Source organism: Sorangium sp. So ce385 (assembly GCF_051474135.1).
Taxonomy (GTDB): Bacteria; Myxococcota_A; Polyangia; order Polyangiales; family Polyangiaceae; genus Sorangium; species Sorangium cellulosum_D.
In genome coordinates, this window is record NZ_CP150337.1 from 1,929,996 (window position 1) to 1,943,773 (window position 13,778).

The window sequence follows — 13,778 nt, forward strand, 5'->3', positions numbered from 1 at the left end:
CGAGCGAGACTGCGGTCAGCATGCCGTCGACCACCGATCGGCTGGCGGCGCGTCACTACAAGCGACATGCCAGCGCCTCGAGCCGCCACGCGCCGTGAGCTCCGGCGCGTTCAGCGCGAGGATCGACGTCGGCCAGGGCGCGGCGGGGTCGCTCAGGCCTCTTCATGGAGCGGCCGGGGGCGCGCTCTCGGCGTGACATGTCACGCTCTCGCCGTGACATGTCACGCTCGCGGCGTGACATGTCACGCTCGCTCCAGATCCTCGCCAGCGACGCGCCCTCCACGCCCCAGGAGGGCGCCGCCGCCCCGAGGAAGCGGGCGCGTCAGCTGGCGGCGAACTCCCGCTCGTGGATGGAGCGCACCTTCTCCAGCACCCTCGGGCCATGCTCCCGGAACGGGAGATCCATCGCGCGGTCCTTCTTCAAGTGGACGCCCGAGAGCTCCCGGTGCGCGCCGAACGCCCCCTCGTACAGCCGGGAGGCGCCCTGGGTCGGGGGCGGGAAGAAGAGCCTCATCAGCGTCTTCACGAAGAACGGCAGCCCCGACCGCTTCCCCTTCCTCAGCGTGTTGTTGCCCCCTGGATCCACGCTCCGGATCTTGATCCCGTCCTTCTCGAGCAGCGGCGCCACCTCACGCGTCCAGAGGGAGAGCGCGAGCTTGGAGGTCGCGTAAGGGCCGAAGAGCTGCTTGAACGACGCCGGGCGCTCCAGGGCGTCGGGGTCGAAGCGCCTCGTCATGTCGAACGCGCTGGAGGAGGTGTTCACGACCGTCTTCAAGGCCCCCCTCCGCAGCAGGTCCCTGAGCTCCATCGCGATGACGTACGGCGCCACGGTCTGGAGCTCGAAGTGCAGCTCGCGGCCTTGCCTGGAGAAGGTCAGCTCCGGGACGCTGCCGCCGGCGTTGTTGAACAGCACGTCGATCCTCTCTTCGCTCGCCCTGATCGCGCCGAGCGCGCGCCTGAGGCTCTCGAAATCGGACAGATCCGCCCGGTGGACACGGAGCCTGCGGCGCTCGATGCTCTCCCGGATCAGCGCATCGTCCTCGGGGAACCCCGAGCGGTTCAGCGCGATGACCTGAAAGCCCTCCGACAGCAGGCGCCGCGTGAGCTCGAGGCCGATACCGTGGTTTGCGCCCGTGATGAGCGCGATCTTGTCGTGTTCCTTGGTGATCATCGTGGCTCCTGGGAGGGCCGCCTCTCCGCGCGTCCTCCGGCGGACGACGGCCGTGGGCGCGCCGGTCGCCCGAGCCGACCGGCGCGCGTACAACAGAAACGTCGGTGTCCGCAGCAAAGCGGCGTCCGGCGGTGCGCCCGCGCGCGAGGACCCAGGCGCGCGACGATCGCGCCGAGGCATCGGCGCCGCTCCGGGCGCGGCGATGGATGGACTCCGTACCCGTGGACCCGTGGACGCGCGCTCCCTCGCCGGAAATCGCCCGAGATCGCTCGAAGTCGGCGGGGAGCCGCGACAGGGGAAAGAATGTGCTACTGAGTAGCATTTGTCAAGGAGAGGCACCCGGATCCTGCGTGTGGTAGGCTGGCGCCATGACGGAGGGCCAGGCCCCGGGGCTCCGAGAGCGCAAGAAGGAGCGGACGCGCGCGCAGATCATCGAGACCGCGATCGACCTCTTCCTGAAACATGGCTACGAGCAGACGACGCTCGACGAGGTGCTCGGAGCTGTCGAGATCTCGCGGAGGACGTTCTTCCGCTACTTCGAGTCGAAGGAAGACCTGCTCATCGCCTGGATGGACCAGCTCATCGAGGTGGCGTGCGCGTCGATCCGCGCGCGCCCTCGGAGCGAGCCGCCGCTCGTGGCGACCCGCAACGCGGTCCGGGATACCCTCGGCCGGCTCTACGAGGGGAATCTGCCGCGCTTCGTCGCTGTCCAGCAGTTCGTCGCGAAGACGCCGGCGATCCGCGCGAGGCAGAGCGAGCGGCTCGGCCATTGCGCGGAGGCCATCAGCGAGCCGCTGGCCGCGCGCATGGGCCTGGATCCGCAGCGCGACCTCGCGCCGCGGGTGCTGGCGAGCTGCGCGGTCGCCATCATGCAGTGTGCGATCGACGCGTGGCTCGCGCGCGGCGCGACGGAGGATCTCCTCGAGCTCGCCGACGAGGGCTTCCGGGCGCTCGATCGCGAGCACGAGCGCGCCCGGTAGGGCCCGCGCGGCGGCGGCGTCCGGGGCCGACGTCGGCCGTGGACCGGGGGGCCGCCCGAGCGCGAAGGAGGGGGCTCACGCCGCGGAGGGGACAGGCCGCCCGGGCGCCGCCCGCGAGGGACGCAGCAGCCGCGCGAGCCGCGCGGGCAGGAGGCCACGAATCGGCCCGTGGGCGACCTCGCCGGCCGGCAGCCCGAAGCGCTCCAGCAGGGCATTGGCGGCGAGGAAGCCGCTCGCCGTCGCGCGCTCCATCAAGCCGCTCGGGAAAGGGAGCTTCACGTAATCGCCGGCGAGGACCACGGCGGGCACGGGCGTGCGGACGCCGGGGCGGCGCGCGTGGGAGCCCGGGCGAAAGGCCGGGCAGTCGCGCCGGAGGAGGAAGCGCTCGTCGAGGACGCGCGCCGCGGCCGTCTCGGGGTACGCCCGGTGGAGGCTCGAGAGCAGGTCGGCGCGGATCGCGCCCTCGTCCATGGCCTCGGGCAGCGCGTAGCCGTGGAGCTCGACCACGGACCCGCCCGTGGCCCCGGCGATGCGCCGGCTCTCCCCCTCGAAGCGCTCATAGAGCGAGATGTTGTCGAGCAGGCCGAGCCCCGTCGTGCCCGCGAACGGCGCCCGCTCGGGCGCGCACGGGCGATCGAGGAAGAGCCGCCACACGGCGAACGGCGGGGCGACCTCCAGGTTGGCCACGCCGCCCTCCAGCGCGGCGAGCGCGGGCGAGGCGGCGACGAGCCGACGCACCGCCGGGACGGTGACCGCGAGGACGACCCCATCACACGCGAGCCGCTCGCCGGCGCCGAGCCGCACCGCGAAGCGCCCCTCCTCCCGCTCGACGGCCCTGGCCTCGCGCCGGGAGGCGATCGCGACGCCCCGGCTGCGAAGATAACGCTCCATCGGCCGCCACACCGCGGTGCTGAAGGGCTCCTTCACGACGTCGAACACGAGCCCCTCCCGGTTGCCCAGGAAGTAGAAATGGAACATCGCGAGGAGCTCGGCCGCCGAATAGTCGCTGTCCGGATTGAAGAACGAATGCGCGAACACATCGAACAGCATCTGCCGCGCCTCCGGGGCGAGGCGCAGCCCGTCGAGGTATTCCTTCGCGGTCATCGCGTCGAGATCGAGGTACGTTTGCTCCGGATCGAAGGTGAACATCGTGAGCGCGCTCCGCAGGTCGACCCGGAGGAGGTCCGAGAGGCGCACGCTGGGAGAGCGGAGGAGCAGCGCCGCGACGTTGAGCGGCGTGCGCGTGGGGAGGCCGGAGAACGACTCGACCGCGCCGCCGGGGCCGAGCAGCGGATAGTCGGAGAGCGGCGTGAGGAGCGAGAGGTCGGGATCGATGCGCCTGAGCAGCGCCCGCACGTTGGCGTAGTGCCGGAAGAAGGCGTGAAAGCCTCGCTCCATCTCGAAGGCTGTCCCGTCCCGAAGGCGCTCGGTCCACGCCCCGGCGCGGCCCCCGAGGTGCGCCTCGCGCTCGACGAGCGTCACCTCGACGCCCCGCTCGGCGAGGAGCACGGCGGCCGCGGTCCCCGCGAGCCCTCCGCCGATCACGACCACATGGCGCTGGCCCGCACCCCTGCGCGACGTCGACTGCATGTCGTCGGAGCCCCCCGCGGCAGCCTAGGCGATCCGCAGGGCGAGGCAAGGTGCCCAGGGGATCCTCCGGGGGTCGACCGTCCTGGAGATTGATGAGGATCTCGAGGGGTGTCGAGAGGGGCCGTCCGGGGCAAACGAAACCGCGGACGGCCAGACGTCTGACCCATGGATAGCCAGACGCGGGGATCGGCTACTGGGTACAGAGGCAGCGCGTGCAGCCGGACCACCGGCAGACGCCGGTGCCCGGGCCGTCGCATCTGGCGTCGCAATCGCTGTCCTTGACGCACTCCCAACATGCCGCGGGCTGCGCCTCTTCTGCCGCGGGGGCCTCCGTGGCCGCCGCCGCAGGCGCGCCGGCGGCGCACACCCAGAGGCCCACGCCGGAAAGCAAAATCACGGAGGCCAGAGCCCGTCGAACCATCCTCATCATCGTGAGTTCCTTTCGCTCGCGCCTCGCCGGGCAAGGCCCAGAACGAGGAGGCGCTCCGGGCAGCTTATCGATTCGACGCCCCCCGGCCACCGCTATCGTCCAATGAATTGTTAAGAACTATGTTGATCCACCGCGCCCCGCGGCGTCGGCTCACGAGCGCCCGAAGCGCCGCCGGTACTCCTCGGGCGTGACCTGGAGCGTGCGCTGGAATGCGCGCCGCATCCGCTCGTCGGTGCCGAAGCCGCAGTCGCGCGCGAGCTGCTTGATCGACGCTCGCCCCCCCTCCAGACACGAGCGCGCCTGCTCCAGCCGCGCCGCCTCGACGAACTTCGCGGGCGTCGTCTGCAGCGCCCTCGTGAAGGTTCGCGCGAAGTTGCGGGGGCTCATCCCGGCTCTCTCGGCCAGCACCTCGACGCGCAGGTCGGCGTCGAGGTGCCGCAGGGCCCACGCGATCACGCTCCCGAGCGGCCCCGCGGCCGCCTCCTGCGCGCGGAGCGGGCGGCTGAACTGCGACTGTCCGCCAGGGCGCTTGAGGAACACCACCATGCCGCGCGCCACCTCGAGCGCGACGTCGTACCCGAGATCCTCCTCCACCAGCGAGAGCGCGAGATCGATGCTCGCGGTCGTGCCCGCAGAGGTGTAGAGCTTCCCGGACCGCACGAAGATCGCGTCGGGATCGACCTCGATGGCGGGAAACTGGCGCGCGAGCGCGGCCGCCTCGCGCCAGTGGGTGGCGGCGCGGTGCCCCGCGAGCAGCCCCGCGGCGGCGAGGATGAAGGTGCCCGTGCAGACCGCGCCCATGCGCCGCACCTCGGGCGTCGCCGCGCGCAGCCAGCCGAGCAGCCGGGCGTCTCGCATCGCCTCTCGAGGATCGCCCCCCGCGACGAGCACCGTATCGGCGCCGGGGGCCACGTCCTCGAGCGCCTTGTCGGCGACGATCTGCGCCCCGGAGAGCGTCCGGATCACGCCGCCCGACACCGCGGCGATCTCGACGGCGTACGCCGGCGGAGCCCCAGGGCACCTCGCGACGGCGCACGCCGAGGCCAAGGCGAAGACATCGACGGGGCCCATCACGTCGATGGCGCCCGCGCCGTCGTAGGCCACGACCACGATCCTGCGCGTCGGCGCATGCGGGCTCGCGCTCGGCGAGCCTCGCGGAGCGCGCTTCGAGGGACGGGGCCGACTCACGCGACGACGGTACCCGCCGCGCACCCGACCGCAACGACAAAGCACCCGCATTTCCTGCCAGACCGCCCGCCGCGGCGCCGCGCCGCGGGCCGGCTCGCCGCGCGGCGTGCGGCAGAAAATGCAGGTGCTCTGTCCCTCTGCCGTCCCGCGCGGGGCGCATGCTCACGAGCGCCGCTCGCGCCTGCTTCGCGTCCTCGCGAGACCAGAAAGGATTCACGATGAGCGTTCATGACGATGCCTCGTTCACCTTGCCCCTGAGCCTCCCCGTGGAGCGCAAGCTCCAGGTGGCGCTCTTCGTCTGCCCCGGCTTCTTCCTGCCCGACAACATCGGCCTGCAGACGGTGTTCGGGGTCCTGCCCAACGTGGACCTCCACCTCGTGTGGAAGAACAGGGACGAGATCGCGGGCGTCCCGCGCTTCACGACGCGGGCCACCACAGCGTTCAGCGAATGCCCGAAGGCGCTCGACGTCCTCCATGTGCCGGCGGTTCCGCCGCACGTCATGGAGGACAAGGAGTCGCTCGCGTTCCTCGCAGAGTACGGCGGCCGCGCGGCGTGGTTGTCCGGCGTCTGCGCCGGCGCCCTGATGCTGGGCGCCGCGGGCCTGCTCAAGGGTTACCGGGCCACCACGAACTTTCACCTGCACGATCAGCTCGCCTACTACGGCGCGATCCCCACCCAGGGGAACGTGGTGGAAGACCGGAATCGGCTCACCTCAGGGCCGGTGTCCGGCGGGTTCGATCTGGGGCTGCGCCTGATCGGGCGCCTGTGCGGCGACGAGGTCGCCAGGGAGTGCGAGCTGGAGATGGAGTATGCGCCGGAGCCGCCCTACGGCACGGGCAGCCCGGAGCTCGCCGGGCCAGAGCGGACGGCGAGGTCGTTCCAGCGGATGGCGCCGCTGATCGAGGAGACGCGCCAGGTGGGCATCCGCGCCTCCCGGCGGCTGGAGATCGCCTGAGCCGCGCCCCGGGCCGCGCCCCTCCGCCGCCGCGGCCGGCGGCGGTCACGCCCCCGCCGTGACGAACTCGACGAGATCGTTCAGGCTCGCTCCCGCGGCGTCGGCGCTCACGCCGAGCTCCTCGGCCGGCAGGCCCAGGCGGTTGACCCAGAACGTGGGATAGCCGAACCAGCGGGCGCCCGCGGCGTCCCAGCCGGCGAACGGGACGAACAGGATCTCCTCGCGGGCGAGGCCGAGCGCGTCGAGCGCCACCCGGTATGCGCGCGGATCCGGCTTGTAGGTCCGCGCCAGGTCGGTGCTGAGCACGCGATCGAACAGGCCTCCCAGGCCGGAGCGCTCGATCGCGGCGCCGAGCATCCTCGGCGTGAAGTTGGACAGGAACGAGAGCCGGAGGCCCGCGCGCCTCAGCGACGCGAGCGCGGGGAGCGCGTCGGGCCACGCCTTAAGCTCGAGGTACGCCCCGAGGAGCCGCGCCCGCCGCTCCTCGCCGAGATCGAGCCGCAGCGCCCGCTCGGCGAACGCCAGCGCGTCTGCGGTCACCTGCCAGAAATCGGCGTACTCGCGGGCGGCGACCCGGAGCCACGTGTACTCGAATTGACGGGTGCGCCAGGCCTCGCTCAGCAGGGCGCCCTTGCCCGGACAGAGCTCCTCCGCCAGCGCGGCGATCGGCCGCGGATCGAAGATCGGAAAGGCGTCGAAGGCGATGGCCTTGATCTTCCGATCCGGCGCGGGCCCGCGCTCCGCGGCGCACGAGGCGGTCACGGCCGGCGGGGCCGAGCTCAGAAGGCCTGTCGCGGCCGTTCCGGCCACGCGATGGAGAAACGTACGACGACTCGAATGCATGCTGGCCTCGATCGGGTCATCCGACATGAAGTGGGGTAGACGCGCGAGACGCGCGAGACGCGCGAGACGCGCGAGACGCGCGAGACGCGCGCAGCGTCGCGAAGAGAGCTCACGCAGAGAGACGCGAGCGCTGCGCCAGAGACGATCGCGCGAAGGCGTGGAGAGAGCATGCACCCTCCGCCGTTGCCCGGACATCCGCCATCGCCGTATACTCGTCATGCATCTGCGCATGGCGCGGGGCGCTCTCGCGCAGCGGCGCCCCGCGCGAAGACCATGCTCGACTGGGACGATCTGCGCTATTTCCTCGCCGTCGCCCGGCACGGCAGCCTCTCGGCCGCCGCGCGCGCGCTGAAGGTCACCCAGCCGACCGTGGGGCGGCGCATCGACGCGTTCGAGCGGCGCCTCGGGGCGAAGCTCTTCCGGCGCGCGCCGTCGGGGTTCGCGCTCTCGGCCGCGGGCGAGAGCGTGCTCGGCCACGCCGAGCGCATGGAGCAGGGCGCGCTCGCCGCCGAGCGCGCCGCCGCCGGACGCGACGCCGGCCTGACAGGCCACCTCCGCGTCACCGCGTCCGAGTGGCTCGCCGCCCGCGTCCTCGGGCCGCTGCTCGCCCCGTTCCTCGCGCGCCACCCCGGCATCTCCGTCGAGCTCGTCGCGGACGCGCGCTGGCTGAGCCTCCCGCGGCGGGAGGCGGACATCGCCTTTCGCCCCGCCGCGTTCGAGCACCGCGAGGTGTTCCAGCGCGAGGTCGCGCGCATCGGGTTCGGCCTCTACGCGTCGGAGGCGTACCTCGCCGAGCGCGGCCCGCCGGACTTCGACCGGCAGTGCGAGGGCCACGCCCTCGTCACGATGAGCGACGAGCCGCCGGCGGTCGCCGACCTCGCGTGGCTGCGCGCCGTCGCCGCGAAGGCCCGCGTCGCCGCCCGCACCAACGGCCGCGAGGCCCAGGCGACGATGGGGGCCGCCGGGGTCGGGCTCGTCTGCCTGCCGCGCTACCTGGGCGACGCGACGGCGGGCCTGCGCCTGCTCTCGCCGCCGTCGCCGCCGCCCGAGCGCACGCTGTGGCTCGGGGTGCACCGCGACACGCGCGGGGTGCCCCGCGTGAAGGCGCTCGTCGCGTTCGTCACCGACGCCCTCGGGCCGCTGCGAGGCGCCCTCCGGCCGGGCGCGCGGCCGCGCCCGGGCCGGTGACACGCGCCGCCGCTACCGGCCCTCGCTGAGCTGGCAGGCCCGGTGATCTTCGTAGAACGGCGCGCAGTCCACCTGAACGAAGTCGGGGTCGCACGCCGGGTCGCTGGAGGCCATGCACGCGAACAGCGGATCGAGCCACGCCGAGATCTGCTCGCAGCGCGTGACCGACGGGATCTGGACGAGCCCGCCCATGCAGTCGAAGAACGGCGCGGTGAGGTCGTTGCAAGGGCGCGGCGCCGAGAGCAGCTCGTCGCAGGCGTCGCGACAGCCGGGGTCCGGGCAGGCGGTGCCGTCGAAGAGGGCGCAGAAGAAATCGCACGAGGCCCGCGCTCCGCCGCCCGAGCCCGCCGCGCTGGAGCTCGCCGACCGCGGGCCCGCGCCGACGCTCGCGCGCCCGCTCGACGTCGCGCTGGCGCCGGCACCCCCGGAGCCGTCGTCGCCCCCCGGGGAGCCGTCGACCACGACGGCCCCGCCGCAAGCGCTCGACCCCGCGAGGGCGACGAGCGAAGCGAGGAGCGCCGGAAGCAGCGTCGTTCTCATGCCCGGGAGTCTACACCGGTCCCCACCGGCGCGGGCAGGGGCGGGGGGGCGCTCGTCGGGCCGCGCGCTCGCCGGGCGCCCTCGCCGCTCACTCGACGGCTTGCGCCTGCTCGATCGCGTCCTCGCGGCGCTCCCGGCGGTTGCACGCGAGCACCTTCTTGCGGACGCGCACCGCGTCGGGCGTGACCTCGACGAGCTCGTCGCCGTCGATCCACTCCATCGCCGTCTCGATCGTGAGCAGCCGCGGGCTGGCCAGGAGGACGTTCTCGTCCTTGCCGTGGTTGCGCACGTTCGACAGCTTCTTCTCCTTGATCACGTTGACGTCGGTGTCGTTCGGCCGGTTGTGCTCGCCGATGATCATCCCCTCGTAGACCTCGACGCCGGGGACGATGAAGAACATGCCGCGCGGCTGGAGGTGGTGCAGCGCGTACGGGGTCGCCACGCCGGCGCGATCGGCGACGATGGCGCCGGTCGGGCGGCGCATCATCGGGCCGCCCCAGGGCGCCCAGCCGTCGAACATCGTGTTGAGCAGGCCCGTCCCGCGCGTCGCCGTCAGGAACTCGCCCCGGAAGCCGATGAGCCCGCGCGACGGCACCCGGAACTCGAGGCGGGCGCGCCCGAAGCCGGGGTTCGTCATCTTCACCATCCGGCCGCGCCGGGTGCTGAGGCGCTCGGTCACCACGCCGACGTAGGTGTCGGGCACGTCGACGACCACGAGCTCGATCGGCTCCATCACCTCGCCGTTGATCTCGCGCGTCACGACCTCGGGGTTCGAGAGCTGCATCTCGTACCCCTCGCGCCGCATCGTCTCCACGAGGATCGCGAGCTGGAGCTCGCCGCGGCCGAGCACCACGAACGTGTCGGGCACCTCGGTCGGCTCCACCCGGATCGCGAGGTTCTTCATCGCCTCGCGCTCGAGCCGCTCCTTCAGGTGACGGCTCGTCAGGTACTTCGACTGCTTGCTCTTGCCGGCGAACGTCGACGTGTTGACGCCGATCCTCATCTTGATCGTCGGCTCCTCGACGACGATCCGCGGCAGCGCCTCGGGGGTCGCCGGGTCCGCGATCGTGTCGCCGATGGTGACCGACTCGAGCCCCGCGATGGCGATCACCTCGCCCGCGGCGGCGCTCTCGACCGGGACCCGCTTCAGCCCCTCGTAGGCGTAGAGCATCTTCACGTAGCCGCGCGACTGGCCGCCCTCGCCGAGGAGCGCGACGTCGGCGCCGGACCGGGCGGTGCCCCGGACCACGCGGCCGACCGCGAGCCGGCCCACGTAGTCGTCGTGGGTCGTGTTGCAGACGATGACCTGGAGCGGCCCGTCGGGGTCGCCGGAGGGGCCGGGCACGCGCTCGAGGATGGTCTCGAAGAGCGGCTCCAGGTCCTTGGCCTCGTGCTCGAGCTCGCGCTTCGCCTGGCCGAACTTCGCGATCGCGTAGAGCGTCGAGAAGTCCATCTGCGCGTCGCTCGCCTCGAGGTCGCAGAAGAGGTCGAACACCTCGGAGAGCACCTCGTGGGCGCGCGCGTCGCTCCGGTCGATCTTGTTGATGACCACGATGACCGGGAAGCCGCGCTGGAGGCACTTCGAGAGCACGAACCGCGTCTGCGGCAGCGGGCCCTCGGCGGCGTCGACGAGGAGCAGCGCCCCGTCGGCCATCATCAGGGTGCGCTCGACCTCGCCGCCGAAGTCGGAGTGGCCGGGCGTGTCGACGATGTTGATCTTGACCCCGCGGTACCGGATGCTCGTGTTCTTCGCGAGGATGGTGATGCCGCGCTCCCGCTCGAGGTCGTTCGAGTCCATGACGCGCTCGGCCACGACCTCGTTCTCTCGGAAGGCGCCCGACTGGCGGAGCATGTGATCGACGAGGGTCGTCTTCCCGTGGTCGACGTGGGCGACGATGGCGATGTTGCGGAGGTCGTTACGCGGCATATACGGCGGCGGCCGTGTAGCACGCGACCCACGGAGGAGCGAGCCCATCCTCGCCAGAGCCCGAACGTTCGGCCCGCGCGGACGTCGCTCGGCGAGCGCTCGGGTTCACGTGGCGCCGCGCGGGCAGGAGCCCGCGCGATGCGGGCGCGTGGCGACGGACGCGGCGCGGAGCGGGCGAGGTGAGCGGGAGCGATTGACAGCCGGAGGCGCATCCTCGTAGGGTGCGCGCCGCGCTGGTGCCTGGGCGCTCGCTCAGGCTGAATAGGGAACCCGGTGAAATTCCGGGGCTGCCCCGCAGCGGTAAGCGAGAACGACCTCCACGACACGCACTGGCCCGATGAGGGCTGGGAAGCGGTGGACAGTAGGAAGCCGGCCCAGCCGGAGCGCTCGCGAGCCCGAAGACCTGCCCGCGCCCGGCGACGGGGACACATCCGACGCCGGTTCGACCTGGGAGCCTCGAGGGAGGCGGTGAGGTCCGAGCCGGTGCAGCCCTGCGCACGTCCCGGATCCCGAGCCGCCCCCGCGTTGCCTTTCGGTCGCCCGCGGGGGCGAGAGGTCGGTCCAGGGCATCGCGCCGTGGGCGTCCTTTTTCCTCCTCGCGGAGCTCGATGCGAGCGGCCCGGCGCCGCTCCGCGCGATGGCGCGAAGGAGGACATGAATGCTGCGCGAGAACGTCACGAAGGGCCACGGACACCGCCATCGACTCCCTCGGATCGCCGCGCTGGCGATCGTGCTGTCCGCCGCGCGGCCAGCGCGGGCCCAGGGAGAGCCCATCGAGGTCACGGTGCACGCGGAGAAGCCGGGCAGCGAGGCGGCCTCGCGCGTCTCGGTCGGGCACCGCGAGCTCGAGCTCAGGCCGAGGCTCCGGCCGGGCGACCTCCTCGAGTCGGTCCCCGGGCTCTTCGCCGTGCAGCACGCCGGCGGCGGCAAGGCGAACCAGTACTTCCTGCGGGGCTTCGACGCCGACCACGGGACGGACGTCGCGTTCTTCGTCGACGGGGTGCCCGTCAACCTGGTCAGCCACGGCCACGGGCACGGCTTCACCGACCTCTATTTCATGATCCCGGAGCTCGTGATCGGGCTCGACGGTTACAAGGGGCCCTACTACGCGAGCATCGGCGATTTCGGCACGGCCGGCGCCGTCAACCTCCGCTTCGCCGAGAAGCTCGACGAGAGCTCCGCGCAGCTCGGCGTGGGGCAGTACGGCATCCTGCGCGGCCTCGTGATCGCCTCGCCGGAGCTCGGCGACGACTGGCGCGCGGTGGCCGCGGCGGAGGTCTACCGGAACGACGGGCCGTTCCAGAGCCCGGAGCGGCTCGAGCGCTTCAACGTGTTCCTGAGGGCGACGCGCGACCTCGGCAGCACCGGCAAGGTCCAGGCGACGTGGATGTCCTACGGCTCGACCTGGTACGGCTCCGGCCAGATCCCGGCGCGCGCCGTGTGCGGCGAGGGGGAGCAGGGCGGCCTGAACCCGCCGCCCTCCGCCTTCGGGCAGCCGTGCGTCGATCATTTCGGCGCGGTCGATCCGACCGAGGGCGGCTCGACCGCGCGGCACATGGCGTCGGTCTCCGCGTCGACCGCGTGGCGGGACGCCGACCTGAGCGCGATGGCGTACCTCCTGCGCTATCGCTTCACGCTGTACTCGAACTTCACGTTCTTCGCCGAGGATCCGGTCCACGGCGATCAGATCGAGCAGAACGACGACCGCACCGTGCTGGGCGCCGACTTCCGGCTCCGCAAGCAGATCGAGCACCGCGGGGCGAGGTTCACGACGTCGCTCGGCGCGCAGATCCGCGCGGACGCGATCGACAAGTCGCTCCACCACGACGAGGCGCGCGAGCGGCTCGAGGAGCGGGATCGGACCCACGTCGACGAGGGCCAGATCGGCGTGTACGTCGAGCAGGACGCCCGGCTCCGGCGCTGGCTCCGCCTCGTGCTCGGCGTGCGCGGGCAATGGATCGACGTCAACGTGGACGACCTGCGCGAGGACCTCGAGGGGACGGGGAGCAGATCGAGCGGCGCGCGGGGGCAGATGCAGCTGCTGCCGAAGCTCACGGCGGTCGTCTCGCCGGTGGGGGGGCTCGATCTCTTCGCCCACTACGGGCGCGGCTTCCACTCGAACGATGCCCGGGGCGCGGTGCTGGGCCAGGGGGCGGCGACGCTGATCACCCCGGCGAAGGGCTACGAGGTCGGCGCGAGGGTCGCGCCCGTGCGCGGGCTCTCGCTGAGCGCGGCCGGGTTCCTCCTCGACCTCGACTCCGAGCTGGTCTGGAGCGGCGACGCCGGCGAGACCGAGGCGTCGGGGGAGACGCGGCGCTACGGGATCGAGATCGGCGCGCGCTACCGGCTCGGGAGCTGGCTCTTCGCCGACGTGGACGCGACGTTCACCCGCGCGCGCTTCCGCGCGAACGCCGGCAACGGGAGCGCGGTCGCCCTCGCGCCGACGCGGACGCTGACCGCGGGCATCGGGGTGCGCAGGGCGTTCGGCGCGCTCACGCCGTTCGCGGCGCTCCGGGTGAAGGCGATCGGCGCGCGGCCCGCGACCGAGGACGAGGCGCTCACCGCCGAGGGGTTCACGGTGGTCGACGCGAACGCGGGGCTCCGGTGGAGGAACGTCGAGGCGGCCGTGGACATCCAGAACCTCTTCGACGCGACGTGGCGCGAGGTGCAGTTCGCGAGCGACTCGCGGCTGCCGTACGAGCCGGCCGCGGTCACGGGGATCCACTACTCGCCGGGGTGGCCGTTCACGGCGATCGGGCGGGCGACGCTGTACTGGGAGTAGCCAGCGGCGCCCTCCGCCGTCGTTCGTCGCCCAGCGTCTTCGTCTTTCGTCTTTCGTCTCCCGTCTTCCGTCTTCCGTCTTCCGTCTCCCGTCTCCCGTCTCCGGTCTCCGGTCTTCGTGCGCGTGCGCGTGCGCGTGCGCGTACTCGTTCCATTCGAACCATAGCGAGCACGCGCACGCGCA

General features: G+C 72.4%; 10 protein-coding genes, 1 pseudogene and 1 riboswitch. Of the genes and pseudogenes, 5 read left to right on the plus strand and 6 right to left on the minus strand.

Features of this window, described 5'->3' with window-relative positions; genetic code table 11:
- Positions 1-322: 322 nt before the first annotated feature.
- Positions 323-1,171 (minus strand): SDR family NAD(P)-dependent oxidoreductase, encoded by an 849-nt coding sequence (locus WME83_RS07095; protein ID WP_437318492.1) that lies wholly within the window; start codon positions 1,169-1,171, stop codon positions 323-325.
- Between the two features lie 368 nt (positions 1,172-1,539).
- Between WME83_RS07095 and WME83_RS07100 the strand changes: the two genes are divergently transcribed.
- Complete coding sequence (locus tag WME83_RS07100; protein ID WP_437318493.1) at positions 1,540-2,151, plus strand: acyl-CoA-like ligand-binding transcription factor; 612 nt, start codon at positions 1,540-1,542, stop codon at positions 2,149-2,151.
- A 75-nt stretch (positions 2,152-2,226) separates the two neighbouring features.
- On the opposite strand, the gene WME83_RS07105 is transcribed toward WME83_RS07100, so the two are convergent.
- Together WME83_RS07105 and WME83_RS07110 are read right to left on the minus strand one after the other, a co-directional pair.
- Positions 2,227-3,741, minus strand: a complete 1,515-nt coding sequence (locus WME83_RS07105; protein WP_437318494.1) for an FAD-dependent oxidoreductase — start codon at positions 3,739-3,741, stop codon at positions 2,227-2,229.
- 580 nt (positions 3,742-4,321) lie between these two features.
- On the minus strand, positions 4,322-5,281 hold the full coding sequence (locus WME83_RS07110; RefSeq protein WP_437318495.1) for a GlxA family transcriptional regulator: 960 nt from the start codon (positions 5,279-5,281) through the stop codon (positions 4,322-4,324).
- Positions 5,282-5,577: 296 nt separating this feature from the next.
- Here WME83_RS07110 and WME83_RS07115 point away from each other — a divergent pair, with 296 nt between their 5' ends.
- On the plus strand, positions 5,578-6,315 hold the full coding sequence (locus WME83_RS07115) for a DJ-1/PfpI family protein (protein WP_437318496.1): 738 nt from the start codon (positions 5,578-5,580) through the stop codon (positions 6,313-6,315).
- Between the two features lie 45 nt (positions 6,316-6,360).
- On the opposite strand, the gene WME83_RS07120 is transcribed toward WME83_RS07115, so the two are convergent.
- Positions 6,361-7,077 (minus strand): haloacid dehalogenase type II, encoded by a 717-nt coding sequence (locus WME83_RS07120; RefSeq protein WP_437318497.1) that lies wholly within the window; start codon positions 7,075-7,077, stop codon positions 6,361-6,363.
- A gap of 354 nt (positions 7,078-7,431) precedes the next feature.
- Here WME83_RS07120 and WME83_RS07125 point away from each other — a divergent pair, with 354 nt between their 5' ends.
- A complete protein-coding gene (locus WME83_RS07125; protein ID WP_437318498.1) occupies positions 7,432-8,346 on the plus strand; it encodes a LysR family transcriptional regulator in 915 nt (304 codons plus the stop codon).
- Positions 8,347-8,358: 12 nt separating this feature from the next.
- Here the strand turns inward: WME83_RS07125 and WME83_RS07130 are convergent, their stop codons facing one another.
- Positions 8,359-8,886 carry a hypothetical protein gene (locus tag WME83_RS07130; protein ID WP_437318499.1) on the minus strand — a complete coding sequence of 176 codons (528 nt, stop codon included), beginning with the start codon at positions 8,884-8,886 and terminating at the stop codon, positions 8,359-8,361.
- Positions 8,887-8,974: 88 nt separating this feature from the next.
- The gene (gene typA, locus WME83_RS07135; RefSeq protein WP_020733377.1) at positions 8,975-10,861 is read right to left on the minus strand and encodes a translational GTPase TypA; all 1,887 of its coding nucleotides are present in this window, start codon (positions 10,859-10,861) and stop codon (positions 8,975-8,977) included.
- 169 nt (positions 10,862-11,030) lie between these two features.
- Positions 11,031-11,238, plus strand: a riboswitch (cobalamin riboswitch).
- 233 nt (positions 11,239-11,471) lie between these two features.
- On the opposite strand from typA, the gene WME83_RS07140 reads away from it, so the two are divergent.
- Together WME83_RS07140 and WME83_RS07145 are read left to right on the plus strand one after the other, a co-directional pair.
- Positions 11,472-13,595, plus strand: coding sequence for a TonB-dependent receptor (locus WME83_RS07140; protein ID WP_437318500.1), 2,124 nt, complete (start codon positions 11,472-11,474; stop codon positions 13,593-13,595).
- A 9-nt stretch (positions 13,596-13,604) separates the two neighbouring features.
- Positions 13,605-13,712: pseudogene (locus WME83_RS07145) on the plus strand (hypothetical protein); the annotation flags it as partial.
- Positions 13,713-13,778 lie beyond the last annotated feature (66 nt).